General features: G+C 53.1%; 28 protein-coding genes, 4 tRNA genes and 2 pseudogenes. 19 read left to right on the top strand and 15 right to left on the bottom strand.

From position 1 onward, the window contains the following. Positions 1-24: 24 nt before the first annotated feature. The 3 genes from LG300_RS07160 to LG300_RS07170 all read right to left on the bottom strand — a co-directional run bounded on the left by LG300_RS07160 (position 25) and on the right by LG300_RS07170 (position 2826). On the bottom strand, positions 25-996 hold the full coding sequence (locus tag LG300_RS07160; protein ID WP_404377704.1) for a LysM peptidoglycan-binding domain-containing protein: 972 nt from the start codon (positions 994-996) through the stop codon (positions 25-27). Continuing rightward, positions 933-1814, bottom strand: coding sequence for an acyltransferase (locus LG300_RS07165; RefSeq protein ID WP_404377705.1), 882 nt, complete (start codon positions 1812-1814; stop codon positions 933-935). Before LG300_RS07165 ends, LG300_RS07160 begins: the two co-directional genes overlap by 64 nt. A gap of 112 nt (positions 1815-1926) precedes the next feature. Then, positions 1927-2826: a LysR family transcriptional regulator gene (locus LG300_RS07170; RefSeq protein ID WP_404377706.1), complete on the bottom strand. Its 900-nt coding sequence runs from the start codon at positions 2824-2826 to the stop codon at positions 1927-1929. A 161-nt stretch (positions 2827-2987) separates the two neighbouring features. Here LG300_RS07170 and LG300_RS07175 point away from each other — a divergent pair, with 161 nt between their 5' ends. Beyond that, the gene (locus LG300_RS07175; protein WP_404377707.1) at positions 2988-3686 is read left to right on the top strand and encodes a CoA transferase subunit A; all 699 of its coding nucleotides are present in this window, start codon (positions 2988-2990) and stop codon (positions 3684-3686) included. A 46-nt stretch (positions 3687-3732) separates the two neighbouring features. Further along, entirely contained in the window at positions 3733-4395 is a 663-nt protein-coding gene (locus tag LG300_RS07180; protein WP_404377708.1) for a CoA transferase subunit B, read from the top strand. Positions 4396-4453: 58 nt separating this feature from the next. On the opposite strand, the gene LG300_RS07185 is transcribed toward LG300_RS07180, so the two are convergent. After that, a complete protein-coding gene (locus LG300_RS07185) occupies positions 4454-5221 on the bottom strand; it encodes a DUF1338 domain-containing protein (protein ID WP_404377709.1) in 768 nt (255 codons plus the stop codon). A 105-nt stretch (positions 5222-5326) separates the two neighbouring features. After that, positions 5327-5596, bottom strand: a complete 270-nt coding sequence (locus LG300_RS07190) for a GrxA family glutaredoxin (protein ID WP_404377710.1) — start codon at positions 5594-5596, stop codon at positions 5327-5329. A gap of 152 nt (positions 5597-5748) precedes the next feature. On the opposite strand from LG300_RS07190, the gene hybE reads away from it, so the two are divergent. Both hybE and LG300_RS07200 read left to right on the top strand, forming a co-directional pair. Then, complete coding sequence (hybE, locus tag LG300_RS07195) at positions 5749-6195, top strand: [NiFe]-hydrogenase assembly chaperone HybE (protein WP_404377711.1); 447 nt, start codon at positions 5749-5751, stop codon at positions 6193-6195. Between the two features lie 77 nt (positions 6196-6272). After that, a complete protein-coding gene (locus tag LG300_RS07200) occupies positions 6273-7046 on the top strand; it encodes a 3-hydroxybutyrate dehydrogenase (RefSeq protein ID WP_404377712.1) in 774 nt (257 codons plus the stop codon). Between the two features lie 64 nt (positions 7047-7110). Here LG300_RS07200 and LG300_RS07205 read toward each other — a convergent pair whose 3' ends face one another. The 3 genes from LG300_RS07205 to LG300_RS07215 are packed head-to-tail and all read right to left on the bottom strand — an operon-like array spanning position 7111 to position 9385. After that, positions 7111-7650: a response regulator transcription factor gene (locus tag LG300_RS07205; protein ID WP_404377713.1), complete on the bottom strand. Its 540-nt coding sequence runs from the start codon at positions 7648-7650 to the stop codon at positions 7111-7113. Between the two features lie 38 nt (positions 7651-7688). Beyond that, the gene (locus tag LG300_RS07210; protein WP_404377714.1) at positions 7689-8960 is read right to left on the bottom strand and encodes an ATP-binding protein; all 1272 of its coding nucleotides are present in this window, start codon (positions 8958-8960) and stop codon (positions 7689-7691) included. An 8-nt stretch (positions 8961-8968) separates the two neighbouring features. Beyond that, a complete protein-coding gene (locus LG300_RS07215) occupies positions 8969-9385 on the bottom strand; it encodes a hypothetical protein (RefSeq protein ID WP_404377715.1) in 417 nt (138 codons plus the stop codon). Positions 9386-9538: 153 nt separating this feature from the next. Between LG300_RS07215 and pyrC the strand changes: the two genes are divergently transcribed. Beyond that, complete coding sequence (gene pyrC / locus LG300_RS07220) at positions 9539-10579, top strand: dihydroorotase (protein WP_404377716.1); 1041 nt, start codon at positions 9539-9541, stop codon at positions 10577-10579. Between the two features lie 91 nt (positions 10580-10670). Here the strand turns inward: pyrC and mtnN are convergent, their stop codons facing one another. Together mtnN and folD are read right to left on the bottom strand one after the other, a co-directional pair. Further along, on the bottom strand, positions 10671-11378 hold the full coding sequence (gene mtnN, locus LG300_RS07225; protein ID WP_404377717.1) for a 5'-methylthioadenosine/S-adenosylhomocysteine nucleosidase: 708 nt from the start codon (positions 11376-11378) through the stop codon (positions 10671-10673). 45 nt (positions 11379-11423) lie between these two features. Next, positions 11424-12284, bottom strand: a complete 861-nt coding sequence (folD, locus tag LG300_RS07230) for a bifunctional methylenetetrahydrofolate dehydrogenase/methenyltetrahydrofolate cyclohydrolase FolD (RefSeq protein ID WP_404377718.1) — start codon at positions 12282-12284, stop codon at positions 11424-11426. A gap of 212 nt (positions 12285-12496) precedes the next feature. Here folD and LG300_RS07235 point away from each other — a divergent pair. From LG300_RS07235 to LG300_RS07265, 7 genes and pseudogenes are all read left to right on the top strand, one after another. Continuing rightward, positions 12497-12573: transfer RNA gene (locus tag LG300_RS07235), tRNA-Pro, on the top strand. A gap of 88 nt (positions 12574-12661) precedes the next feature. Further along, positions 12662-12738, top strand: a tRNA-Arg gene (locus LG300_RS07240). Positions 12739-12800: 62 nt separating this feature from the next. Beyond that, positions 12801-12875: transfer RNA gene (locus tag LG300_RS07245), tRNA-His, on the top strand. Between the two features lie 47 nt (positions 12876-12922). Next, positions 12923-12997: transfer RNA gene (locus LG300_RS07250), tRNA-His, on the top strand. 537 nt (positions 12998-13534) lie between these two features. After that, on the top strand, positions 13535-14776 hold the full coding sequence (locus tag LG300_RS07255; RefSeq protein ID WP_404377719.1) for an NAD(P)/FAD-dependent oxidoreductase: 1242 nt from the start codon (positions 13535-13537) through the stop codon (positions 14774-14776). 103 nt (positions 14777-14879) lie between these two features. Further along, positions 14880-15089, top strand: a complete 210-nt coding sequence (locus LG300_RS07260) for a putative motility protein (RefSeq protein ID WP_054641201.1) — start codon at positions 14880-14882, stop codon at positions 15087-15089. A 588-nt stretch (positions 15090-15677) separates the two neighbouring features. After that, positions 15678-15815, top strand: a pseudogene (locus LG300_RS07265) (GYF domain-containing protein); the annotation flags it as partial. 149 nt (positions 15816-15964) lie between these two features. Here LG300_RS07265 and LG300_RS07270 read toward each other — a convergent pair. Further along, positions 15965-17013, bottom strand: a pseudogene (locus tag LG300_RS07270) (IS4 family transposase). A gap of 73 nt (positions 17014-17086) precedes the next feature. On the opposite strand from LG300_RS07270, the gene LG300_RS07275 reads away from it, so the two are divergent. Continuing rightward, positions 17087-17605: an RDD family protein gene (locus LG300_RS07275; RefSeq protein ID WP_404378006.1), complete on the top strand. Its 519-nt coding sequence runs from the start codon at positions 17087-17089 to the stop codon at positions 17603-17605. A 56-nt stretch (positions 17606-17661) separates the two neighbouring features. On the opposite strand, the gene LG300_RS07280 is transcribed toward LG300_RS07275, so the two are convergent. From LG300_RS07280 to LG300_RS07290, 3 genes are all read right to left on the bottom strand, one after another. Then, positions 17662-18111, bottom strand: a complete 450-nt coding sequence (locus LG300_RS07280; protein WP_404377720.1) for a DUF2335 domain-containing protein — start codon at positions 18109-18111, stop codon at positions 17662-17664. Further along, positions 18080-18277: a hypothetical protein gene (locus LG300_RS07285; RefSeq protein ID WP_404377721.1), complete on the bottom strand. Its 198-nt coding sequence runs from the start codon at positions 18275-18277 to the stop codon at positions 18080-18082. Before LG300_RS07285 ends, LG300_RS07280 begins: the two co-directional genes overlap by 32 nt. A 75-nt stretch (positions 18278-18352) precedes the next feature. After that, on the bottom strand, positions 18353-18487 hold the full coding sequence (locus tag LG300_RS07290) for an Arc family DNA-binding protein (RefSeq protein WP_404377722.1): 135 nt from the start codon (positions 18485-18487) through the stop codon (positions 18353-18355). A gap of 119 nt (positions 18488-18606) precedes the next feature. Here LG300_RS07290 and LG300_RS07295 point away from each other — a divergent pair, with 119 nt between their 5' ends. Further along, entirely contained in the window at positions 18607-20196 is a 1590-nt protein-coding gene (locus LG300_RS07295) for a peptide chain release factor 3 (protein WP_404377723.1), read from the top strand. An 18-nt stretch (positions 20197-20214) separates the two neighbouring features. Then, positions 20215-20997, top strand: coding sequence for a TatD family hydrolase (locus LG300_RS07300; RefSeq protein ID WP_404377724.1), 783 nt, complete (start codon positions 20215-20217; stop codon positions 20995-20997). Between the two features lie 30 nt (positions 20998-21027). Here the strand turns inward: LG300_RS07300 and LG300_RS07305 are convergent, their stop codons facing one another. Continuing rightward, the gene (locus LG300_RS07305) at positions 21028-21978 is read right to left on the bottom strand and encodes a YgfZ/GcvT domain-containing protein (RefSeq protein WP_404377725.1); all 951 of its coding nucleotides are present in this window, start codon (positions 21976-21978) and stop codon (positions 21028-21030) included. 188 nt (positions 21979-22166) lie between these two features. Between LG300_RS07305 and LG300_RS07310 the strand changes: the two genes are divergently transcribed. Genes LG300_RS07310 through nei form a run of 4 tightly spaced genes read left to right on the top strand, consistent with a single transcriptional unit; the run spans position 22167 to position 25666 of the window. Next, on the top strand, positions 22167-22364 hold the full coding sequence (locus LG300_RS07310) for a hypothetical protein (RefSeq protein ID WP_404377726.1): 198 nt from the start codon (positions 22167-22169) through the stop codon (positions 22362-22364). Beyond that, positions 22364-22771, top strand: coding sequence for an OsmC family protein (locus LG300_RS07315; RefSeq protein WP_404377727.1), 408 nt, complete (start codon positions 22364-22366; stop codon positions 22769-22771). The genes LG300_RS07310 and LG300_RS07315 overlap by 1 nt, the downstream gene beginning before the upstream one ends. 42 nt (positions 22772-22813) lie before the next feature. Then, positions 22814-24838, top strand: a complete 2025-nt coding sequence (uvrB, locus tag LG300_RS07320) for an excinuclease ABC subunit UvrB (RefSeq protein ID WP_404377728.1) — start codon at positions 22814-22816, stop codon at positions 24836-24838. Between the two features lie 3 nt (positions 24839-24841). After that, on the top strand, positions 24842-25666 hold the full coding sequence (gene nei, locus LG300_RS07325) for an endonuclease VIII (protein ID WP_404377729.1): 825 nt from the start codon (positions 24842-24844) through the stop codon (positions 25664-25666). The last annotated feature ends 38 nt before the right edge of the window (positions 25667-25704 follow it).

Genomic DNA, 25704 nt, shown 5'->3' on the forward strand with positions numbered 1-25704 from the left:
TCGTGGGGCTTTTGTGGGTCATGTTTAACGTAGCACTTGCCTAGGGTCGATAGGTTTGCCGCCTTGGCGTAAATCAAACAGTAGGTCGTAACGCTGGGTAGCATTACTTTGGCCTACCTCGCAGAGTGCCTCTCCGGTGCTGACCTGCTTCCCCACCGATACTAAGAGTTCTTCGCAAAGGGCATAAACGCTTTGTAGGTTATCGGCGTGATGGACAATCACCACCTTGCCTAGTTGGCGCATACTATCGGCAAAGCGTACTTCTCCTGGGGCAACGGCTTTCGCGCGTGCACCGGCCTGGGTCGCTAGCAGCATAGGCTGTAAGGTACCCCGGCTGTCTGCCCCAAAACGCCGAACGATACGGTAATCATCCAAAGGCCACGGCCAGCGGCGTGCCGATGCCGGTAGGCTAGTGTTGGCCGCAGGGGGTGGTGCGGTGGCGCCGCGTGCAGTGGAGCCGTTAGCCGTTGCTCCGCTACCTGACGAAGCTGTTCTTGCGGTGCTGCTGAGCGGTACGCTAATGATCTGACCGACGCGTAACGCAGTTGGCGAAGTGCCAGGATTGGCGCTCTGGATGCGGCCGGCAGTCGTGCCGAAGTGCCGGGCAACGCCCGAAAAAGTATCGCCAGGCCGGATTTGATAGCGATAAGGGCCGCCGGAGGGTGCCCGCTCCTGCTGGGTGGGGATGAGTAGGCGCTGCCCAACGGCCAAACGACGAGCATCAACACCAGGGTTGAAACGCTCAAGCCGCTCAAGTGGCACGTTAGCCCGAGTGGCGAGCTGCCCTAGCGTATCGCCTCGCTTGACGACGACCCAATTACCGCTAATAGCGCTGACGCTACTGGTGGCGGGAATGCGCTGGCTAGATGTTGTGGCAGGCCCGGCGCAGCCAACCAGTATGCCAACCAGCACGCAAATCGTGAGCCATTGGCCTAGTCGTGGTCGCTGAGGCTGTCTAGCAAGGTATCTTTTTCCTGCCAGAGTGAATTGATCCATGCGTGGAAACGTTCCTTGTGCTGCGGTTCGTCATGGTAGTTGGCATCATGCATCCATTGAGGGATATCTAGCTGCCGAGCTTCAAGGGTAATCGGCGCCTCTTTGCCGCATAAAAAACCCATAAACGTGGGGGATGGGTTGGCATAGCTAATGGTGACGTCAAGGATACCATCCAACTGGTCGCCAAGCAGGCTGAGTACTTGGGCAACGCCCCCCGCTTTAGGGCGAAGCAGGTGGCGAAAAGGACTTTGCTGTGCCTCGCGCTTAGCGATGGTGAAGCGCGTTCCCTCCACAAAATTGAAGATGGCAATGGGGGCATGGCGTGCCTGGCGGCACACTCTTTCAGTGGCTTCGCGATCAATCGTGGCTAGCTTGGGATTATTGGCGATTTGTTCCCGGCTGAAGCGGCGCATAAAGGGGAACTCCAGCGCCCAAAATGCTAAGCCAACAATGGGAATCCAGATTAACTGGCGTTTAAGGAAAAAGCGCGGCATGGGAATGCGGCGATGCAACGCCATAAATAGAATAAAAATATCGGTCCAACTGCGGTGGTTCGAAATAACCAGCCACCACTGCTCAGGGCTTAGCGTGTTAGGTACATTGATGGAGACGTCGGGCTTTAACCAACGCCGCATCCACCATAAGTTGACGCCGATCCAATTAAGCGCCACAGCGCACAACCCTTTAAGCAGCCACTCTTTTGCCTGCCTGCCGGGAATAATAACTTTTAGCAGCGTCAAGATAATCAGGGGAACACCCCAAAATAGCGTGTTCAACGTCAGCAGCACAATGCTGACGCCCCCTTTAATAATTGGCATACCACCATCCTCACAGCAATCCATCAGCGTGCTGCTGGTTTATCACGCACGCGCCTAGTAATAAATGCTAATGGATCAGCGCCACGCTGCCCAGCATAACCGTATCAATACGTTATGCTTCGATGAGTAGAGAGGGAGCCCTAACACTTTCGAGCAACACGCTGCGCAGCGCGTGTGCTGCCACGGATAGCTCTTCCTGGGTCAGAATGCCTACCCGGCAAGCGATACTCGGTTCTGTAATAGGAAGGCAGCGTGCTCCAAGTTCATGCATTTGTTGAATGCACATAGAGGGTACTGCGCTGACCCCTAACCCCTCGGCGACCATTCGGCCAACTGTTGATAGTTGATGGCTCTCAAACGCAACAGGCAGTTCAATCTGGCGTTTTCCAAGCTCTTGTTCGAGCAGTCGTCTTACCATTGACGGGCGTTGCAGGGTAATAAAGTCATATTCAAGGAGTTGTGTCCATGCCAGCGTATCGATTTTTGCCCATGATGAGCTAGAGGGTACGACGGCAACAAACTGGTCTTCAAAAAGCGGAGTAAAGGTAAGGCTGCCTGCGCCATCGGGTGAAAAAGCGATGCCAATCTCTACTTGGCGCGAGCGTACCATGTCGATGACTTCTTCATTGATGACGTCGTGTACGGTAACGTTAATTTTAGGGTACTGCTGGCGAAATTTGAGTAGTGCACCAGGCAGTAGGTTGCAGGCAAATGACGGCATAGCCGCCACACTGAGTCGCCCCAACTGCAGAGTAAAGCGCTGGCGCAGGCGCTCCTCGGTGTTATCCCATTGGGCTAGCAGATGCTTGGCAAGCGGTAGTAGTGACTCTCCCTCTGGCGTTAGTCGCACGTTGCGTGTGCTACGAATAAGGAGCTTTCCGCCTAGTGAATCCTCCAGCCCTTTGATGGCAAGGCTTAACGCAGGCTGTGAAAGGTGCAGGCGTTCACATGCTTGGGTGAAGCTGAGAGTTTGTGCAACGGCTAAAAATGCACGAAGCTGCTTGACGGTCATGGTATCTCTTTTATAAGTTATTACAATAAATTGATAAGAAAAACAAACTTAACAAATATATCATCTGGTACAACACTGGCACCACTGAGACGACCGCATCACCATGACGCGTTCAACGTACTTCCGATAGCGTATTTCTGACAACAATGTGAGGCATAACAATGGCAGGATTCGATAAGCGTGTGGCTTCTTACGAAGAAGCAATGGAAGGCATCGAGAGCGGTATGACCGTTATTGCCGGTGGTTTTGGGTTATGTGGTATCCCTGAGAACCTCATTGCCGAAATCAAGCGACGTGGCGTAAAAGACCTCACTGTCGTTTCTAATAACTGTGGTGTTGATGGTTTTGGCCTAGGCCTTTTGCTTGAAGATCGTCAGATCAGCAAGATTTTCGCTTCTTACGTAGGTGAGAATGCGATGTTTGAGCAGCAGATGCTGAATGACGAAATTGAGGTTGTGCTGACGCCCCAGGGAACCCTGGCAGAAAAAATGCGTGCCGGCGGTGCGGGCATTCCCGCTTTTTATACGGCTACTGGCTACGGTACCCCGATTGGTGAAGGCAAGGAGGTGCGTGTATTCGATGGTCGTCACTACATTCTAGAAGAAGCCATTAAAGGTGACTTTGCAATCGTCAAAGGTTGGAAAGCTGACCGTTATGGCAACGTCATGTATCGCCACACCGCTCAAAATTTTAACCCCATGGCTGCCACAGCAGGCAAGATCACTGTTGTAGAAGTTGAGGAGATTGTTGAACCAGGTGAGCTTGAGCCGAGCCAGATCCATACACCGGGCATCTACGTGGATCGCATCATTCAAGGCTCGTTCGAGAAGCGCATTGAGAAGCGCACGGTGCGCAGCTAAGCGCAACAACGTCAACAATCAACTAACTAAGACAAGAGGTGTGACCATGGCTTTAACTCGTGAACAGATGGCACAGCGTGTTGCCCGAGAGCTGCAAGATGGTTTTTATGTCAATTTAGGGATTGGTATTCCTACCCTGGTCGCTAACTATATTCCTGATGGCATGGATGTCATGCTGCAGTCGGAAAACGGCCTCCTGGGTATGGGGCGCTTCCCCACTGAGGAGGAAGTGGACCCCGATATGATTAACGCCGGCAAACAGACGGTTACCGCGCGTCCTGGCGCAGCTATTTTCTCGTCCGCTGAGTCATTTGCCATGATTCGTGGTGGGCACGTAGATTTAACGGTGTTAGGTGCTTTTGAAGTAGATCAAGAGGGCAACATTGCGTCCTGGATGATTCCCGGCAAACTCATCAAAGGGATGGGGGGAGCCATGGACTTAGTTGCCGGCGCTGAAAACATTATCTGTATGATGACTCACGCCTCTAAGCATGGTGAATCCAAGCTGCTCGAAAAATGCAGTTTGCCACTCACCGGGGCCGGGTGTATCAACCGAGTATTAACCGATCTAGCCTATCTGGAAATCAAAGACGGTGCCTTCATACTTAAAGAGCGCGCTCCAGGTGTTAGCGTTGAAGAGATTGTCGAAAAAACGGCGGGCAAGCTGATTGTGCCCGATCATGTGCCGGAAATGACCTTCGACGAATAACGCTGTCAGTGCGCGTAACCTGGCAGCAAGCATAACATGGTAGGCGTGGGTCGTTGACTCACGCCATTTCACACCGTGTATGGAAGGGCAGCAGAATTTCGGCAACGCGCTCATGGTCATCGCTTAACTGCTTTTGTGTAAGTGCCAGTCCTCCTAAGCATAAGCGGTGTTCATCCCCATCGCTAAACACCATCTTTTGAGGCGTGGCTGGGTAAAAGCGATGTTCCAGTAGCGTAGAGACCGAAAAAACCCCGTTTTGTTGGCCGCTTAGCGGTAGCATGCCAGCACTCTCCAACTGAGCGCTAAGGGCGTCAATGGGTTCACTTAAACGGTGGCAGTCAAAGCCTGCGTGATGCAAGCGTGGCCCCATGACGGATAGCCAGGCGGCGAGAGGGTGCGCCTTTTTTAGCTGCTGATAAAGTGCCCAGGAAGGCATTGGCCAGGGTCTACCGCGGCATAGTAAATTTTGCCCTTTGCAATCGGCGGGATGGCTTTGGTGTATTAACGTAGTGAGCCCTTCACGGGGAGCCTTTGATAACGTTCCTAGCTGTAGTTCGGCCAGCACTAGCCAACTGCTCTCATCAGTAGGGGCCATTAAGTGGATGAGCAGCCCCTTGTCGGCCATGGCATAGTGCCCCACCGAGCGGTAGCCCATGTGTGCAAGTGGTGTGCTTAGCGCTCCTATCGCAAATGGGCCGTGGTTAAGCGTTACCAGAGTTAAGTATTCCGCGCTGGTATGAAGGGGCCAAAACTTCAGTCTGCCAATGTCGGGATGGGCATGGATATAGTCCAGCCACAGCTGCTGTACAAACTCCTCGCGTTGCATTGGGGGTTCCTCGCCGCCTATAGACGTCCGTGAGTCAACGGGTAATTGAGTGGTCAGTATAGGCAAGCAAGGAGCTTGTAGGTTCAACGGGGTTTAACGGCGCTTTTAACGGCTAGGGGTGAGTAGCTGCTTATCGCGCACAAATTGGTCAAATTCAGTAAAGCCACCAACGTGCTGTTGATCGATAAAAATTTGCGGCACGGTATGGACAGGTTTGCCCGCTGTTTTGGCAATATCTTCCTTGGTTACGCCTTCTGTAGGCATATCTACATAGCGGTAACCATCAATCTTTCCGTTACTCTCCAGGTGTTCGGCAAGGTGTTTAGCGCGTACACAGAACGGGCACGACAGGCGCCCAAAAATAACCACAAACATGGCCATAGCTCCTTTACGATAAAAGGTTTGAGTAAGTACTGGCATCAAAAATCAATGCCCATTGTGGCGTAGGGCAACGTTTTTCGCCAATAGCACCACGCTACACACGCTATAAAGCGGCATAATGAGCCATGGAATAGAGAGGAGAGGTCATGCGAACCCTGGCATCACATGAATATGGTTATTTAGCCGAGCTTGCCAAGTGCTATCGTGATAAACATCTGGCAGAGCTTAAAAAACAGGCGCACTTTAACCCACGATTAGGTGTTGACGCGCTCTGTTTTCAGCATGTTGATGCGCGTATTAGTGGTGTCGGCGCGATGGTTGGCGCATTAATAACTCCCTGTGAGCTATGGCTTGTTGCTGTGCTTGAGCAGGCTACGCTACAGGCACCACTGGAATCGCAGAGCGTGTTAACGCTGCCGTCAGGGAACTACACACTGCACCTGGAACGTTTGCCAGCGGGAATTGAGCTTTATAAACGAAAAATTCTTGAAGATTTAAGTGACCTTGAAACACTTCAAGAGGCGGCACGGTTAGCGCAGCGCATGATGGAGCAGCTCATGACGTCGCCACCTGCTCCCTCCAGTGTGGAGTAGGCAGGAGCTACCCGCGACTTCTATACTCATGAGCGTTTATGCATTTATCACTGGTTATTGAATAAAAGGAAACCTGAATGTCATCCCAAATTGCTTCAACCCCCCGAGTTGCTGTCGTTACCGGTACCAGTAGTGGTATCGGTGAAGCCGTTGTTAAACATTTTTGCGAACAGGGGCATCAAGTTCTGGCTGTTGACTTTAATCCAGCTGGAAAAGAGATCGCAGAAGCGGCAGGTGCAGCGTTTTACCAAGCAGACCTTACCGATGCTGAGGCGTGTCGTGGCGCGATTGCTGATGCGGTGAAACGGTTTGGTGGCGTAGATATTTTGGTCAATAATGCCGGTATTCAGCACGTTGCTTCTATCGAAACGTTCCCCGAAGAGAAGTGGCGGCAAATTATCGATTTGATGCTAACGGCGCCCTTTTTGCTTACCCAAGCTGTATGGCCCTATATGCGAGAAAAGGGGTGGGGGCGGGTAATTAATATTGCCTCTATTCATGCTCAGGTCGCATCGCCTGGAAAAGCGGCCTATATCAGCGCGAAGCACGGCATGATTGGCCTGACCAAAACCGCAGCGTTAGAAGGTGGTGAGCAGGGCATAACTGCCAATGCGATTTGCCCTGCGTATGTGAAAACGCCGCTGGTAGATAATCAAATTGCTGATCAAGCCAAGCTGCATGGTATGGACGAGCAAGAGGTAATCGAGAAAATTATGCTTAAAAACGCAGCCGTGAAGCGATTGATTGAGCCGTCTGAAGTTGCCCAGCTGGTCGCTTACCTAGCCTCCGATGCGGCTGGTGCGGTAACCGGCGCCAGCTGGAATATTGATCTCGGCTGGACTGCTCACTAATTCATGTCCCGCCTTTTACTATATAACCCGTGAAGCACTTGGTCATTGTCGTAAGGGGCGGGAGTCAGCGGCGCACCGGGCGCTTTTGCAGCTTGCGTTGCAGCGTGCGGCGGTGCATACCCAGCGCACGAGCGGTAGCAGAGATATTGCCATCGTGCTCTTGAAGCACTTTTTGAATATGCTCCCAGGTGATCCGGTTGATGGAGGGCGGATTATCCGCTAACTCAACGTTTGGGTCCGCCTCGGGGTGTTCAAAAGCGGCCATTACATCATCGGCATCCGCTGGTTTACATAAGTAGTTGATTGCACCGAGCTTGATAGCTTCTACTGCGGTTGCAATGCTTGAGTAACCGGTTAGTACCACAATGCGGCAACCCGGCACCGCTGCCAGCAGTTCAGGTAGCAATTTTAAACCTGAACTTTGCTCCAGTTTAAGGTCAAGCGTTGCCATGGTTGGCGTGAACTGGGAGGCAATAGCAAGCGCTTGGTCAGCATCATGGGCGACCATCACGTCAAAGCCTCGTCGTATTAGCGCTCGACTTAATACATGGCAAAACATTTCGTCGTCATCCACTATCAGTAGACGTTGGTCTTGGTTCTGCATGGTGTCCTCGATTTTCTAGAAAGCGCCCAAGAGTAGCGCTAGTTTGGCGCTGAACAGCGTGGCAGGGTGACCTCAGTCAGTGTTCCACCTTCGGGGTGGTTGTAAAGGCTGACACCTCCGCCAAAGCGGTTGATCGTCGCGTGGGTTAAAAACAAGCCAATTCCCATGCCTTTACTTTTAGTCGATACGAAGGTGTCGCCAAGCTGGTCAGCAATGGACATGGCAACACCAGGGCCGTGGTCGCGTATATCAATTACCACGTTCTCATCTTGCCAATCCAGGCGAATTGCAATTTGCTCTGGGTTGGCATCAGCGGCGTTGTTTAGCAAGTTAGTCAGTGCTTGGTCTAAGGTGGCATCTACCGCTAGCCAAGGGCGGCCACGGCGTTCAGCGACTTCGAAGCGGTGGCTAACATCGGGTCGAATGACTAGCCAGCGCTGCACCACGCCTGCCAGCCATACTTCGGCATCCAGTATTTCCGGTTCGGCCATGCGCCGACGGTCGGCATTGGTGACCAGATGCTGTAGGCGTGTTTTACAAATATCCACCTGCTGGCGCAGCAGCGCAATATCTTGCTCTAACAAGCTCTCTTTCTCGACCTCTGCCTGCATTTCGTTTAACAGCACTGCCATGGTGGAAAGCGGCGTTCCCAGCTCGTGGGCCGTGCCGGCTGCCTGGGTGGCGACAGCGAGAACTTGTTCATTGCGCAGTGCGGCCTCGCGGGTGCGGGAGAGTGCTTTGTCTCTGCTGCGTAGAGCGTGGGCCATTTTGTAAATAAAGAAGGTTACCAGGCCAGCGGAAAGCCCGAAGTTTAGCCACATCCCTAAGATATGCAGGCTTAACGGGCCATCGCTACTGATATGGCCAAGTTGTGGTATTGGGTGGTAGTAAAACATCAAGAAGCTGTAGCCTGCCATGGCACTGGCGGCTATGATCCAGGCGTGACGCCAGGGTAGGGTGGCGGCAGCAATGGTTACTGGAACCAAGTAGTAAGTGATAAATGGGTTGGTCGAGCCGCCCGAAAAATAAAACAGCAGCGTCAGCCCGGCAATATCGGCCAGCAGATGTGATAAATACTCACCATGGCTGACAGCTTTGGGCCTGCCGAGCCGCCACCACGTTGCTATATTCAAAATGCCCATGGCGATCACGACGCTGACCACGGCCGTAACGGGTAAGTTGAAAGCCAACAGTTCGATACCGACAATAATGGCTATCAGAAAGCCTGTCCAGGTAATGCCCCGAACGATGGTAAGCCGAACTAGGTTGCGATTAGGGGTGGAGAGCGGCAAGGGCAGGGCAGTAGGCATGAGGTGGCTTATTTACTTGATGTTTTGACGCTATGGATAACAAACTTAATAAATAAGGTCATGACAAACGTCATCCAACCCGCAGACGCCAGTAGGTTAAACAGCAGCATCTTAGGGGGAAGCCAGGCTGAGCCGAGTAGCGCTTCCAGCATAATATGGAAAAACATCGCCAGTAGTAGCGGCAGCGCTAATGTGTGTATCCACATATCGGTACGGCGCTTGCGAATATGGTAACGACGCAACAAATAGCGCATCGGGCGGTGTCCCCAACTAAACAGCACCAAAGCACCTGTTACAAATAGTGCTGCTAAAGTAGGTTCGGTGCTTTGCTGATGCATCGAAATGGAGATCGACCACGCAAGTCCGAGCCACACGAGTCCCTCAATGCTGGCGATAAAATCCGCGTAGCGTCGTACGTTCTGCATAAACAACTGAGTCCTTGATCTTACAGCGTGTTGCCATGATACGACACTTACGCTCGCCTGTGGGCGGAACACATAGATTTATCCCTCTTCTGTATTGGGTATACTGTGGCAGCTCTCTGAACTCCCATACCCAAGATCAGAATAGGATTTGCCGTGGACGCTATTACCCTTACCCGCCCCGATGATTGGCACCTGCATTTACGTGATGACGAGGCGCTAAACGCCGTGGTTGGCCATACTGCTGCGCAAATGGGTCGCGCCATTATTATGCCTAACCTGAAGCCACCAGTGACCACCACAGAGCAGGCAATAGCATACCGCGAGCGCATCCTAACGGCGCTGCCGGAAGGCAGTACGTTTGAGCCGTTAATGGTGCTCTACCTTACTGATACGACGCCACCAGAAGAGATTGAGCGCGCGGTGGAAAGTGGCATTGTCAAAGCAGTAAAGCTTTATCCGGCAGGAGCGACCACTAACTCCGCGTCAGGAGTGACCGATATTGCTCATTGTGACGCTACGATCGCTATGATGGCCAAGCTGGGTATGCCACTGCTAGTGCATGGGGAGGTTACCGATCATGAGATTGATATCTTTGATCGTGAAGCAGTTTTCATCGAGCGAGTGATGAAGCCGCTGCTGGCGCGTCATCCTAGCTTGAAAGTGGTATTTGAACATATTACCACTCAGCAGGCCGCTGAGTTTGTGGCCAGCGCCTCTGATAATGTGGCGGCGACTATCACCGCTCACCACTTACTGTTCAACCGCAACCAGATGTTGGCAGGAGGCATCCGTCCTCACTACTACTGCCTGCCGATTCTGAAGCGCGAGCAGCACCGGCAAGCGTTGCTGAAAGCGGCAACCAGTGGCAGTCCTAAATTCTTTTTAGGCACGGACAGCGCACCTCATGCAAAAGGCGATAAAGAGTCTAGCTGTGGCTGTGCCGGTGCATATACTGCCCCCGCCGCCATTGAGCTCTACGCAACGGCGTTTGAGGAGATGCAGGCGTTGGATAAGTTGGAGGCGTTTGCTAGCCTAAACGGCCCGCGCTTCTATGGCTTGGCGCCAAACACGGATACGGTCGCTCTTGAGCGCCGTCAATGGGTGTTGCCGGAGAGCTACCCCTACGCTGCGGGCCAAACCATTGTGCCGTTGCTGGCAGGTGAAACGCTGGAATGGGCGATAATGAAGCCGTAACCGCTGCGTAAGAATGCTTTGCAAGCTAGGTAGCCGTTGCAAAACGGAGCCATTAAGGCTCCGTTTTTGTGAGCGGTTGGTGCGCTCGAGTTTACTGGCTACCCAACGAGATCAGCATCTGATCTACCATGCGCGATGAGTGGTTGGCTGCAATATCCAGAAACTGCTCAAAAGAGAGGTGGTTATCGCCACTGCCAGGGATATCGGAAAGCGCACGAATCACCACAAATGGGCAATGATAGAGATAACAGGTTTGGGCAATCGCAGCGCCCTCCATCTCGACCGCCAGCATGGTTGGGAAATGCGCACGGGTAGTGGCCACCCGTTCTGGATCGGCCATGAACGCATCGCCAGTCGCAATCATGCCTTCACGCACGTTCACTTCTCCCAACGCGGCAATGGCGCCGCGCGCGATCTCACGTAGGCGATTATCTGCCTGATAGGCGGCAGGCATACCGGGCACCTGGCCTAGTTCATAACCAAACACGACCGCATCAACATCGTGATGTCGCACTTCGTCGGAAATAATGATATCGCCAATGGCTAAATCAGTGGCAAACCCACCTGCTGAGCCAGTGTTAATGATTGCATCCGGCTGATGGCGCTCTAGCAGAATCGCCGTGCCCACCGCAGCATTCACCTTCCCGATGCCCGATTGCAGAATAACGACTTCCAAACCGTGGCGCGTTCCAGTATGGAAGACAAATCCGGCGTGCTCATAGCGCTCAGCGTTATCAAGCTGTCCTGCTAAAATGCTCACTTCCTGCGCCATGGCGCCAATAATTCCGATTCGTTGCACCCTTGCATTCTCCGTCGTTGTTGGTGGGGGTTGTCGTTTCAACACTCAATGCTGCTGATCGTGGCGTTCCGCGGCTTCAAGGGTGTTTTCCAGTAGTGTGGCGACGGTCATTGGGCCAACGCCGCCCGGTACAGGGGTGATATAGCTGGCGCGCTCGGCTGCCGCAGTAAAGTCGACATCACCAACCAGGGTACCGTCATCTTGACGATTAATACCGACATCAATCACCACAGCACCTGGTTTAATCCATTCGCCCTTCACAATGCCGGGCTTGCCAACGGCAACAACGACTAAATCCGCACGGCCGACATGGCCAGCTAAGTTTTGAGTAAAGCGGTGACATACCGTTGTGGTGCAGCCTGCTAGCATGAGCTCAAGTGCCATCGGGCGCCCAACGATGTTAGAAGCACCCACAATGGTGGCGTCCATGCCGCGTACTGCAATGCCGCTTTGTGCCAGCATGGTCATAATGCCTTTTGGTGTGCAGGGGCGTAGAGAGGGCAGGCGTTGGGCTAAGCGGCCAAGGTTGTAAGGGTGAAAACCATCAACATCTTTGTCAGGTCGGATACGCTCTAAAATTGGCCGTGCATCCAAGTGATCAGGGAGGGGGAGCTGAACCAGGATGCCATCAACCGTCGCGTCGTCATTCAACTGATCGACTAGCGCTTCTAAAGCCTCTTGAGTGGTGTCAGCAGGGAGGGCGTGTTGAAAAGAGAGGATGCCAGCCTGCTCACATGCACGGTGTTTGTTGCTCACGTACACATGGGATGCTGGATCTTCGCCGACCACAACAACGGCTAGTCCGGGTGCACGAGCGCCAGCCTGCTGACGTGCGGTAATTTTCTCGGCTACGCGTTGACGGACATTAGCGGCGATGGCTTTACCATCGATAAGTTGGGCGGTCATGTAATGAGGTCCCTATGAAGGTTGAAAAGCAAAGCAATCTGACAAGCGCCGGTGACAGAACGCGCTTTTAAGAGGGTGCAATTTTCGCACGGTAGAGCGGCAAGGCAAAGCGCCTATCGAATCAATCACTTTAAGTGTTGACTTTAAAATTAGAAATAGTAATATGTGCCTCGCTTGAGACGGGACACGCAGCAACGTCTAAGGTAATAAATCGGGATGTAGCGCAGTCTGGTAGCGCGCCTGCTTTGGGAGCAGGATGTCGGGGGTTCGAATCCCTCCATCCCGACCACGTACCTAGCACGGAAGGTGTTAATCTGCTTCTCCAAACTTTGGTTGTGGTCAAGTGCTCATCCGTATTCACTCTGGATACATTATGTGCGCCCATAGCTCAACCGGATAGAGCAACGGCCTTCTAAGCCGTAGGTTGCGGGTTCGAGTCCTGCTGGGCGTGCCAATCAAATGCTTATTCAGTATTTGTCCTCCAGTTGGGTATTCTCAAGTTAGCTTTTGTCAGTGGTGGATGTAGCTCAGTGGTAGAGCCCCGGATTGTGGCTCCGGTGGTCGTGGGTTCGATCCCCATCATCCACCCCATTGGCAAAGCAGCAATATTAAGACTGTAGTAAAAGTTTCAGGTTGTGGTGGATGTAGCTCAGTGGTAGAGCCCCGGATTGTGGCTCCGGTGGTCGTGGGTTCGATCCCCATCATCCACCCCATTTACCTGTTATTTCATTATATATTCCCTTCTATATCTTGCTGTCCCCTCCTTGGTCGTCAATTATTATTAATTCCCAGGTTTTTGCACTAGCCTTTCTGCGCTAGCTTTCTTATTGATTTCTCCTTCTTCATGAGCGCTTTAACTCTGCGCTACTCAAATTGCTTTTCTTAGCTACCATAAAACCATTATCGTGGTTTTCGCCTATCATGGCGCATGATATAGGCCAATAGAGCGTAGTCATGGGGGGCAGTGCTATTCTTAAATTCCTAAAATTTTCTGAAGGGAAAAGGAGGAAAAGAAAGCGCTGGTGGGAGCTAAGTAAACAGAGCTAAGCAAATGATGCGCCGTCGTTGTGCGCTGTTAGCAAAGTCATCCTTATTTAAGGTTTCTGCAATATTAATATCTGAAAAAACACTTGAAAATAGTGTTTATGACTGTGCAAAAGCTGCTTGATCAGTGATATTTTTCAACACGTTATCTGGGTGGTTGGCAGCGTATTGCTAGGCAATCAAAACAATGAGAGGAGTGCATCATAATGGCGCGTCAAACGGTGGTTTTAGGAGCAGGAATGGTGGGTGTCAGTATTGCTTGGCAGCTACAAAAGCGTGGCTATCAAGTGACGCTGGTGGATCGCCGCCAGCCTGGGCGCGAAACCTCGTTTGGTAATGCGGGGATCATCCAACGTGAAGCAGTCAGGCCATATCCGTTTCCCCGTGACATGAAAACAATATTAAGCGTGCTGCCAAACCGCCGAGTCGATATCCGTTACCGGCCTGCCGGAATGGTTAATGCAGCTTCGCCACTACTGAGCTATTGGCACCACTCCTCGTCACGGCTTTATAAAAAGATCATCCCTGAGTACGCCTCGCTGATCCAGCTCTGTCTGGCCACCCACGCGCCGATGATTGAGGCCGCTGGCGCCGAGCACCTCGTTCGCCGTGAAGGCTGGCTGGAAATTTATCGCACGCCGGAAAAGCTCGCTAAACGAGTCAAAGAGGCGGAAGAAGCCCGCGAGCTTTACGGCGTGCAGTTTGCCGTTCTAGATCGCGTAGCGCTAAGCGAGAAAGAACCGCAGCTAGGTGAGAAGATCATCGGCGCTATTCATTGGTTGGACCCGTGGACAGTGGCCGACCCCGGCGGCCTGGTGGCTGCCTACGCGGCCTCTTTTGAGGCCATGGGTGGGCAGATTGTGCAGGCGGACATCACCGGCGTGAATCAGCAAGGGGATAAGTGGAAAGTCGATACAAACACTGACTCTTTTGAAGCCGACCAAGTGGTAATGGCGCTTGGCCCCTGGGCTGGCCAGTGGATGAAGCCGCTGGGCTATCATTTCCCGACATTTGTGAAGCGTGGCTACCACATGCATTACGCAACACAGCCAGCGGCCAAACTGAATTATTGGCTAATGGATGCCGAGGTGGGTTACCTGCTGGCGCCAATGAATGCCGGTATCCGGCTGACCACGGGGGCGGAACTGGATCGCCTCGAGTCCCCCGCTGACGAGGAGCAGCTGGGCGCTGCTGAAAAAGTGGCCCGAACTATCTTTCCGCTCGGTGAGCGTAAAGAGAACGCTGCCTGGAAGGGCGCGCGTCCCTGTTTGCCGGATATGAAGCCCGTTATTGGCCCAGCGCCACGCCACCCTGGCCTGTGGTTAGCGTTTGGGCATGGCCACCAAGGGTTCACCCTCGGTCCGGCGACAGGCCAGCTACTGGCGGACATGATGGAAAACAAACCAACCGCCATTGATATGGCACCGTTTCGGGCAGACCGGTTTTAAATATGACGCCGCAGCCTGTTACATAACGAAAAAGTACAAACATGGCCTAGGAAGGCTGGGTTTGCTACGCTGAATGAGTCACTCAATAGATTGAGGTGCAATAATGGATGTCGCCGCAAGTAATGCAGTTAGCACGGCACTGTATATGAACCAGGCGCAAACCGCTGAGCAGGCGCAAATGCAACTGTTCAAGCAAGCACTGGATATGCAGTCCGAACAAATTACCGAGGTGCTCGCCTCTGCAGATACCGGGGCACAGCCTAGCTTGGCTCAAGAAGGCAGTGTAGGCACCCAGGTAAACACCTACGCTTAACCCTTCTATTGCTAGAGACCCCAAACGCCGACCCTGTCGGCGTTTTTTATATCTATCGGCACGGCGCCCCGCATGTGATGGTATGCCGTTGATGGCGAGTTGCGTTACCATAGACATACAACGCCGAGGGTTTGGCGCTACGTTTTAAGTCATCACGTTGTATTATTTTTAGAGAACCTGGATGCTAGGTGGTGCCGATTCAATGGTGCGCTTCATTGCTCATTCTTGGATGCCAGGGTAAATAACTGGCGGCTCATGGCTAGCACGCCAGCTACAAACAAGCCCCCATACATCAGGCTGAGAGTATTGACCGCAATGGCCGGTACGACAACAAAGGCAGGGATGCCGATATAGCCCACTAGCAGTCACGCGGTACCACCATCATGATAAAACCGCCCATCATTCCAAAGCCCATTGCTAGGGTAAACGCCACGATGTACCTGGGATCGTTTGACAGAGAGTACCCAAGAAAGCGGTTTCAGGAAGGTTAAATCTTGAAATGGATAAGTGAGAGGGCCTGGCATCTTGCCACGCCCAATCTATGAGGGCCTAATAGAACCTTGCATACAACAACGTAAGGGGAAAATAATGGTGCAGGTATGGATTAAATTTAACGGCAAGGCAAGAGGGCCTTATTCGCTAGATTCGTTCAAGAAAATGCGTGACAACGGTGAAATAACAGATGAACATCAAGTTTGGCTAGGTGACGAAAATAGCTGGCAGAAAGTAAGTGATATCCTAAACCAGAAAATCCATGTCAATTTTGGAAATAATGCTAAGGCAGTGCCGGAGTTTCACAACTTAGACGTTTATGCCTCACAAAAAGAAGCGCCTCCGTCACAGCTTAAAATCGCTGGGCCTTGGCGTAATGCCAGTCAGTTAAGCCTGACTGGCATTTTTCTAACCGCATATTTTTGTGGTCGTGTCCGAACAGCACGCGGGAACGACCGTTCTCGTCTATCGGGTAACAAGAAGGAAGGCGCCATCTCTAGCATCGAGCTCATGACCTCGGGAAGACGGCCAGGTGACACCGCCGGCAACATAGATAGCTCTTTGATAATAAAATGGGCAGCTTGGTGAAAACTCAATTGATTTGGGTGAATGCTGTCCAAGCTGTAGGCCATTCGCGCCATCTGAAAGCGTATCAAGTTGTAGGCGAGCAACGTTCCCCATAACTCCTGGCGAACCATGTCCGGCGTACGACTACGCAGCGTGAGTCGGCTGCCCAGCAGTGACTGCTTCATTTCCCGGTAGCCCAGCTCGATTTCCCAGCGATAGCTATAAAGATCCACGATATCAGCAGCAGGAAAGCGCAGCGGATCGGTCATCGACGTCAGCACCTGAACTTCTTTTCCCTTGACCTTACGACGCATCAGACGTGCTTCTAACGTCGCGGGCAAGTCTGGCCATTTCGCTCGTGCTTGTGGGGATGTCGTCAGACGAACCAGTCGATCCTGACGTCCCAGCGAGTAGATCTCTTCATACTGCGCTCCCTTCCGTAACGGGATCAGCCAGTGGCGCTGTTCGCGTCTACGCCTAGCAGCCTGAGACCACACCAATGGGGGTGAGGGATTTGTTCGTGCCACAGGTCCTGCGTTTGCTCGAACACACGTTTGACAGCCTCTACTACCCCGAGGCGTTGACGTGCTTGGACAACGGCGCTGGGTGCCACGAAAGGACGTTGGCCGGGTAAGACAATATCAAGCTGATGAACGACTTGCCCCATCGGGATGTGCCGGAACAAGGCCATGCCGACAATCGACCAGACCACCATCTCAAGCGGTAAACGGCGCTTACGCAAGGTGGCTACACCGGCGTGTGCTAGGCATTCGTCAATCAGCTCGGGGGAGAGAACATCCGCGAGGCTGGAGAAATGTTCAGGTGAAACGCGAGCGATGGCATCAATGGCCTGACTAAAATGCATAAAAATCCGGTATCAGAGAATCACTGATACCGGAATATCGCATTGTCAGCTCATTGATGAAACTCTTAACTGACTGGCATTAGGGCCTTGGCGGCGTTTTTTTGCAAGAATATTTGACATCTGGTTTTTTACACTGATTATTTGCATACCGCTGTTATTTTTCTGGGCGTATTACTTTCCGTTTTCATATACTTCACTAGTTCCTAAAAGTGAGATACTGCTTAGTATGTGTCTTTTACTGGCTGCTTTTGTTGCGGACTCAGTAGCTTATTCTGTATTTGGAAACACGCCTGGGAAGGCACTTCTTGGGGTCAAAGTAAGAAAGCCGGACGGCTGTAAATATCTTGCTGAAGAATATTTCGTTCGTAACCTCTCTGTCTGGTGGTCCGGCCTTGCCCTCGGAATTCCAATTCTGAATTTTGTGGCAATGTTTATTCAGTATCGCAGGCTAAAAAAGCAGGGATCTGCATCTTATGATTTAGCGAAAGAAAGTGAGGTGCTTATTGAAGGAAGCAGCAGCATCAAAACCGCTGTTTTTATTCTAGGCGTAATCGCATTAGCAGTTTCAAATTCAATATTGACAAGCATATAAAGCCGGAAGCAATAGCATTCTCTGATGCACTCTTTTCAGAAAATCGTGAAGGACTGCTATTGCTTGCTTCGTACCTTGATAAACACAGTGGCCACCGCTGCAACGCCGCCAAGCCCCAATACAGAGGCGGCGATTTCGTGGCCATTTAGACCTAGCAGGGTAGTGACGCCTAGGAAAGCAAGACCAAGAACAAACCCCATCCACTGCCCGCGACGCACCTCTTTTATGCTGGCATCTTGGATGCGGATATTGGAATCTGCAATGCGGGCATTTGCTTCGTTTTCTTTTGACTCTTGATTGTGGCGGTGGCGCTGCTGTTGCTCTGCCATAGCGAGGATGCGATCAGCAGCACCAGGCGTAATCGTCTCGTATCTTTCCATTTCTGATGAGGGCGGCAGCGGCCCAGAGTAGGTAAGGCTTCTGGCCTCAAAAGCACGAAGCCCTATGTTGGGCCGCTTCAAATCTTGGCCGGATTCAGTGCTGGGTGAGTTGCTGCTTTCTTCCATAGCGTTCCATAGCCACTTTTAAGTCATTCCCTACCTGCAAGAAGTCGTCCTGCATGGCGGTCTCGTCACTTTGTGTTGCTACAAACGTTACCGGCTTGAGTGCTTGCCGCTTACGTGGAAAGATACCGATCATGCTGGCACCCTTCAAAAAAGCTTTAAATTTCATGGTGTGCATCTCCTATTACATACCTTCAACATAGCTCATTTTGCTACATCTTAGATAGGGAATCGAGGCAAAGGTTTAGGCTTTATTCATCGAACGGTGATTTTCTTTTGCGGCTTTTTCTAGTTTTTCTTTTGTCTCAATGTGTGGCCAAACCTTGAGCCGGGGGCTGTTCTGATCCTGGGTGCATTTTTGCATCACCGGATGACCCATACAAGCTCCAATAGCACCCAGCCTTCGCTAACGGTACAATCTGTCTTATTCTCCATGCCTCAGCGACAGTCACTTGAAAGGTAAGTACAAAGCTGAGTACAAATTTCCATAGAGGCAAGATGAAAGATACCCAGCTAGCCCATGAGGCCGAGCTTCGGCGCACGTTCGCGATTATTTCGCACCCTGACGCCGGTAAAACCACAATCACAGAAAAGATGCTGCTGTTTGGAAATGCCATCCAGTTGGCGGGGTCTGTGAAAAGCAAACGTAATGATCGTCACGCCACGTCTGACTGGATGAAGATGGAGCAAGAGCGCGGCATCTCGGTGACCACGTCGGTGATGCAGTTCCCCTATGGTGGGCGCATCGTCAACCTGTTGGATACGCCAGGGCACGAAGACTTCTCTGAAGACACCTACCGCACGCTGACCGCGGTCGACTCTGCGCTGATGGTCATCGATGGCGCGAAAGGCGTTGAGGATCGTACCATCAAACTGATGGAAGTGTGTCGTCTGCGCACCACACCGATCCTGACGTTTATCAACAAAATGGATCGCGATATCCGTGACCCCATCGAAGTGATGGACGAAGTGGAAACGGTATTGAATATCCAATGTGCGCCCATGACATGGCCGATTGGCATGGGGCGTCATTTTAAAGGGGTTTACCACCTCTATAACGATGTGATCCACCTCTATACCCAAGGCCAGGGTAGTCGTATTCCAGATGACAAGCGCATCGAAGGGCTGGGTAACCCCGAGGTAGACGCCATACTGGGTGAGGAGCAAGCGGAAGAGCTGCGTATGGAAGTCGATCTGGTACGCGGTGCTTCCCATGAGTTTGATTTGGAAGCCTACCGTCGCGGTGAGCTAACGCCGGTCTATTTCGGTACCGCTATGGGAAACTTCGGTGTGCGTGAAATGCTAGACGGCTTTGTCGAGCACGCGCCGGCTCCACAGCCTCGCAAAACGGATACGCGTGAAGTGACCGCCCACGATGATCGCTTCACTGGTTTCGTATTTAAAATTCAGGCCAATATGGACCCGAACCACCGAGACCGTATCGCCTTCCTGCGGGTGTGTTCCGGCAAGTACGAAAAAAACATGAAAATGCGCCATGTACGCATTGGCAAAGACGTCAAAATTGCCGATGCCCTGACGTTTATGGCTTCCGACCGCTCCCAGGTAGAAGAGGCGTGGCCAGGCGATATTATCGGCCTGCACAACCACGGGACGATCCAGATTGGCGATACGTTTACTGTGGGTGAGGATATGCGCTTTACCGGCATTCCCCACTTCGCGCCCGAACTCTTCAAACGTGTGCGCCTGAAAGATCCGCTCAAGATGAAAGCGCTACAGAAAGGCCTGCAGCAGCTGTCGGAAGAGGGCGCGACTCAGGTATTTATGCCGCTTGATAACAACGACCTGATTCTGGGAGCCGTGGGTACGCTGCAGTTTGACGTTGTCGCTCACCGTTTGAAGGAGGAGTACAAGGTTGACTGCCTCTATGAAGGCGTTAACGTGCAAACCGCCCGTTGGGTGTATTGCGATGATGCCAAAATGCTTGAGGAGTTTAAGCGTAAGGCCAGTGCCAACCTTGCCATTGATGGCGGCGGCTACCTGACCTACATTGCACCTACCCGGGTAAACCTGCAAATGACCCAGGAGCGCTGGCCGGACATTCGCTTCCAGCCCACCCGCGAGCATTAATACCCGCAAGGGAGAAGTATGCTGATAGACGCCCACTGCCATCTGGATGTTGCGGAGTTCGATACGGATCGTGATGCCGTGATCGCCGCCGCCCAGGCAGTGGGCGTTTGCCGTTTTATCGTGCCTGGTACGGTGCGTGCACGCTGGCATCACGTGCTGGCGCTGGGGGAGCGTCACGATGTTAGCGTTTGCCTGGGGCTTCACCCTTACTTTATTGGGCAACACCAGCCGGAGGATCTGGAAGCGCTCGAAGCGTTGGTAAACCAGCAGCTTGCTGGCGCCCATTCTGCCCAGCCGGTAGCTATTGGCGAATGCGGTATTGATGGGCGCTTTTCAGATAGCCTGGATGACCAGTGGCGCTACTTCGATGAACAGCTACACATCGCCAAGCGCTGCCAGTTACCAGTCGTGGTGCACTGCGTAAAAGCGAACGATAAAGTGAGCAAGCGGCTACGTCAGCAAGCGCTGCCTGAGGCGGGGCTCATACACGCTTTTGCCGGCTCCTACGAGCAGGCTGTTAAGTTCCTGGATCTTGGTTATGTGCTAGGGCTGGGCGGCGCGGTAACCTACGAACGGGCCCAAAAGTTACGCCGCGTGGTGGCAAAACTGCCCGATGACGGCTTTGTGTTGGAAACCGATAGCCCCGATATGCCGCTAAACGGTTATCAGGGCCAGCGCAACGAGCCTGCGCGGGTAGCGCTGGTGGCTCAAGAGGTGGCGAGGCTGCGTGGCCAGCCGTTAGATACCGTGGCAGCGCTGAGCAGTGCCAACGCCGCACAGGTGTTTAAGTTAGCTATCTAAGTTAACTAAAGATGGGCAAAAATTCTGAGCTCAAGCCAGTTGGGCGGCAATTTGTTCCGGGTCCAGGCGCTCAATGGGGTAGGGCAGCTCATGCAGCGTAATAGGTTGCTGCTGCCAATAAGCGGTTAGACCATCTTCTATTACCTTGGTATTCATTACCGCCAGCAGCTCCACCTGTTGATCATCGCTCACTGCGCTGCTGACGACTTCGCCCAAGGATTTTCCGCTGTCATCGACCAGCGACTCTCCAATGCCTGGAAGAGTGGTGGTATTCACACTGGCGTGGACGAGGCGTTTTTTCACCTGGCCACGAAAGTGGGCACGTGCGACGACCTCTTGGCCGGTATAGCAGCCCTTTTTAAAGCTAATACCGCCTAATGCTTCCCAGTTCAGCATTTGGGGGAGAAAGTGATCCTGCTGGGCATCGGTAAGCCAAGCAATGCCGCTGCGAATATCCGCCAGCTGCCACTGGTTGTGTAATGCTTCATCGCTGCTTACCAAGTCGCTCGCATCCCCTTCAAACATCAATAACCAGCGGGGGCTGCCAAGCATTCGCAGCGCCGTGCCTGTTGAGCTGGTCGCGTGGGTATAGGGATGTTCAGGGAACGTAATGCCTAAATGCTCGGCAAGGGCATCTGTTGGCTCGCTGACGCCTGCAAACGTGACGCTAGCAACCACCGAAAGCTCCGCTTTATAGAAAGCGGCAAATTTTTTCAGGTGATGGGCTAGTGCGTCTGCCAGGGAAGCATCTAGCACCAAGCGGAAGTGGTCGCTGCCGAGCCGCAATAGCTGACCATTAGCCAACATTCGCCCTTTAGGCGTGCAGAAGCAAGTGAGCGGCGCGAAAGTGCCATTCGCCAAGCTCACCTGTGCACTGGTTTGGCCCTGTAAGAATTTCTCCGCATCGGCCCCCTTAATATCGAGCGCGGCATACCGGGGCAAGTGTACGGCGCTAGAGGGCTGTGTGTTAGCGGTGGCCATGGTCACTCCTGGGCGTAGTCGATGGGATATAACAAAAAGCGTTGCGCTAAAGGTGCGGGCGATAGGGTCGGATTGCAAGGCTTCGGTAGAATGCTAGACTCTTTATCCTGTATCAGGTTTGCATAGGTAATCGCTTATACACGGCTTTGTGGTAGGCGAGTTGGCAATTATTTCGTAAAGGATATGGCATGGCAGTTCAATCACTCAGTTTTCAGGGCGTCACGACCGCCGATCAGGTCAATAAAATCACTACGGCGTTGATGATGCTCGACGGCGTCGATAGTGCCGAAGTGGGCCGCCATGGGGCGGAAGTGGAAGGCCGCGCCAAGCGAGAAGCGCTGATCAAGGCCATTGAAAAACTTAACCTTCGCATCAAGGTATCGTAATGCATCCGCCTATCGTGGTAATTAGCGAACGAAATAGCGTCTTTCGCCAGCGTATCGAGGTAAATGGCATGGAAGATCTCTATGCCGATGTGCCCGCTGCGGTGGGGGGTGATGACAGCGCCCCGGACCCCCATGACTATTTCGATATAGCGTTGGGAACCTGTAAGGCAATCACGGTCCAAATGTACGCCAAGCGCAAGCAGTGGCCGCTGGACGGCATTACCGTCAAGGTACAGCGTGACGACAGCGAAGAGCGTAAAGGCCTCTATAAGCTGGATGTCACCCTGACGCTTCACGGGATCAGCGACCCCGAACAACGGGCAAAGCTGGAAGATATCAGCCATCGCTGCCCGATTCAGCGCCTGATGACCCAGGCAACGATTGAGATAGCCACCCATACCGAGTAGACCTGCTTTCTCAGCAGGAGCACTTCCCCAACAGGAGCAACGATGAGCAAGCAATTTCGTCTGCAGTCAAAATTCCAGCCTGCGGGCGACCAGCCTGCGGCCATACGCGGGTTGGTCAGCGGCTTGGAGTCTGGGCTTGCCCATCAAACGTTGCTCGGGGTTACTGGCTCGGGCAAAACCTTCACCATGGCCAATGTGGTACAGCAACTGCAGCGTCCTACCATCGTCATGGCGCCGAACAAAACCCTGGCGGCACAGCTGTACGGCGAATTTAAATCGTTTTTCCCCGATAACGCCGTTGAATACTTCGTTTCTTATTACGACTACTATCAGCCCGAGGCGTATGTGCCTTCGTCGGATACGTTTATTGAGAAGGATGCCTCGATCAATGACCACATTGAGCAGATGCGCCTTTCTGCCACGAAAGCGCTGCTAGAGCGCCGTGATGCGCTGATCGTGGTCTCCGTATCGGCGATCTACGGTTTGGGCGACCCAGACCAATACCTGAAGATGCGGTTGCACTTCACCCGTGGCGAACTGATCGACCAGCGTGCTTTCCTGCGCCGTTTGGCGGAACTGCAGTACACCCGTAACGATATGGATTTCCGGCGTGGTACCTATCGAGTGCGTGGCGACGTCATCGATATTTTTCCGGCAGATTCGGATGAAGAGGCTGTGCGCGTCGAACTGTTCGACGACGAAATCGACTCCATCCGCCTCTTTGACCCGCTCACGGGTGATGTACGCGGCCAAGTCCCGCGGATGACGATTTACCCCAAATCCCACTATGTAACGCCTCGGGAAACCATTCTAGAAGCGATTGACGCCATCAAAGCGGAGCTAAAAGAGCGCTTGGAGTGGCTACGTAAGCACGAACGCCTGGTGGAAGCCCAGCGGCTTGAGCAGCGTACCCTGTACGACATTGAGATGATGCTGGAGCTGGGCTACTGCAACGGTATTGAAAACTACTCCCGTTACCTCTCGGGGCGTGCCCCTGGCGAGCCGCCACCCACCTTTTTTGACTACCTGCCCGATGATGCGCTGCTGTTTATCGATGAGTCACACGTCAGCGTGCCCCAGGTAGGGGGGATGTATAAAGGCGACCGCTCCCGTAAAGAGACGCTGGTGGAGTACGGCTTCCGCTTACCCTCCGCACTGGATAACCGTCCTATGAAGTTTGAGGAGTGGGAGGCGATCTCTCCGCAAACAATCTTTGTTTCCGCCACCCCCGGCCCTTATGAAGCCGAGCATGCCGGTCAGGTGGTTGAGCAGGTTGTTCGCCCCACCGGGCTGCTGGACCCTCAAATTGAAGTGCGTCCGGCCAGCACGCAAGTGGATGATTTGCTATCTGAGATCGGTCTGCGTACCGCCGTAGGCGAACGAGTGCTGGTCACTACGCTGACGAAACGTATGGCGGAAGACTTGACCGACTATCTCGATGAGCACGGTATCCGGGTGCGCTACCTGCATTCCGATATTGATACGGTGGAGCGGGTGGAGATTATCCGCGACCTGCGCCTGGGTAAGTTCGACGTGCTGGTGGGGATCAACCTGCTTCGGGAGGGTCTGGATATTCCCGAAGTCTCGTTGGTGGCGATTCTGGATGCCGATAAAGAGGGCTTCCTGCGCGCCGAGCGCTCGCTGATTCAGACTATCGGCCGTGCTGCGCGTAACGCCAATGGCAAGGCAATTCTTTACGGTGACCGTATTACCGACTCCATGCGAAAAGCGATTGATGAGACCGAGCGTCGCCGTGCCAAGCAGATGGCGCATAACGAGAAGCATGGAATTACTCCCACCACGGTTACCCGTTCGGTTGCGGATATTCTGGAAGCGGCGCAAACGCCTGGCAAGAAGGGCAACCGCCGGAAGGCTAGCGAACGCAAAGTGGCCGAACCAGAGGGTAGCTACGATGTGGCTGCCATGAGCCAGCAAGAGTTACTGGCCGCGATTAACAAGCTGGAAGATGCCATGTTTGAGGCGGCGCAAAACCTGGAGTTTGAAGAGGCAGCACGGCTGCGCGACCAGCTCCACCAAATGAAAGAGAAACAGCTGGCGCTAGGATAACCCATGCCCGAAGGTCCGGAGATCCGCCGCGCAGCGGATCGAATCGAAAAGCAGATTGGCGGTAAAGTGTTAGACGATGTGTGGTTCGCTTTTCCGGAGTTATCCAGCCAAGCAAGCTCGCTCATCGGTATCAAAGTAACCGCTGTGGATACCCGGGGTAAGGCCATGCTGATTCGGTTTGCGAATCAGCGGGTGCTGTATTCCCACAATCAGCTATATGGCGTCTGGAAGCTGCATGCCGAGGATAAACCGCCGAACACGTCGCGCTCGCTACGCGTCCGGCTAGTGGCGGAGGGGAAGGCCGCCAGCCTTTATAGCGCTTCTGATATCTCGCTTTGGCGAGTGGACGAGCTGGCGCATCACCCGTTTCTCGCTCGTCTTGGACCCGATCTACTCAGCCAGCAGGTCAGCGCAGACGACGTGAAGGAGCGGCTGCTAATGCCTGCTTTCAAGCGGCGAAGCCTCGGCGCGCTACTTTTAGATCAGGGCCTTGTGGCGGGACTGGGTAACTATCTGCGCTCGGAAATTCTGTTCTTTTCCCAGCTACACCCCAAACAGCGTCCCAGCGATTTAACCGATGAGCAGCTAACCCTGCTTTCGTCGCATATTGTCGACACCACTCGTACTGCGTATCGAACGGCGGGAGTCACTAACCAAGAGGCTTGGATCGAGCAAGCCATTGCCTCTGGCGAGCCTCGGCGGCAGTGGCGATTCAGCGTTTTTGAACGGGCAGGACTCTCTTGTCATCGCTGCGGAAGTATCATTGAACGCATGATGGTCGGCTCACGAAGGCTCTACCGGTGCCCTCAATGCCAGCCAGCCCCTTAATGTTACTGCTAAATTTATACCGTTATCTTGATAGTTTA

This window comes from Vreelandella aquamarina, from assembly GCF_044805175.1.
Taxonomy (GTDB): domain Bacteria; phylum Pseudomonadota; class Gammaproteobacteria; order Pseudomonadales; family Halomonadaceae; genus Vreelandella; species Vreelandella aquamarina_B.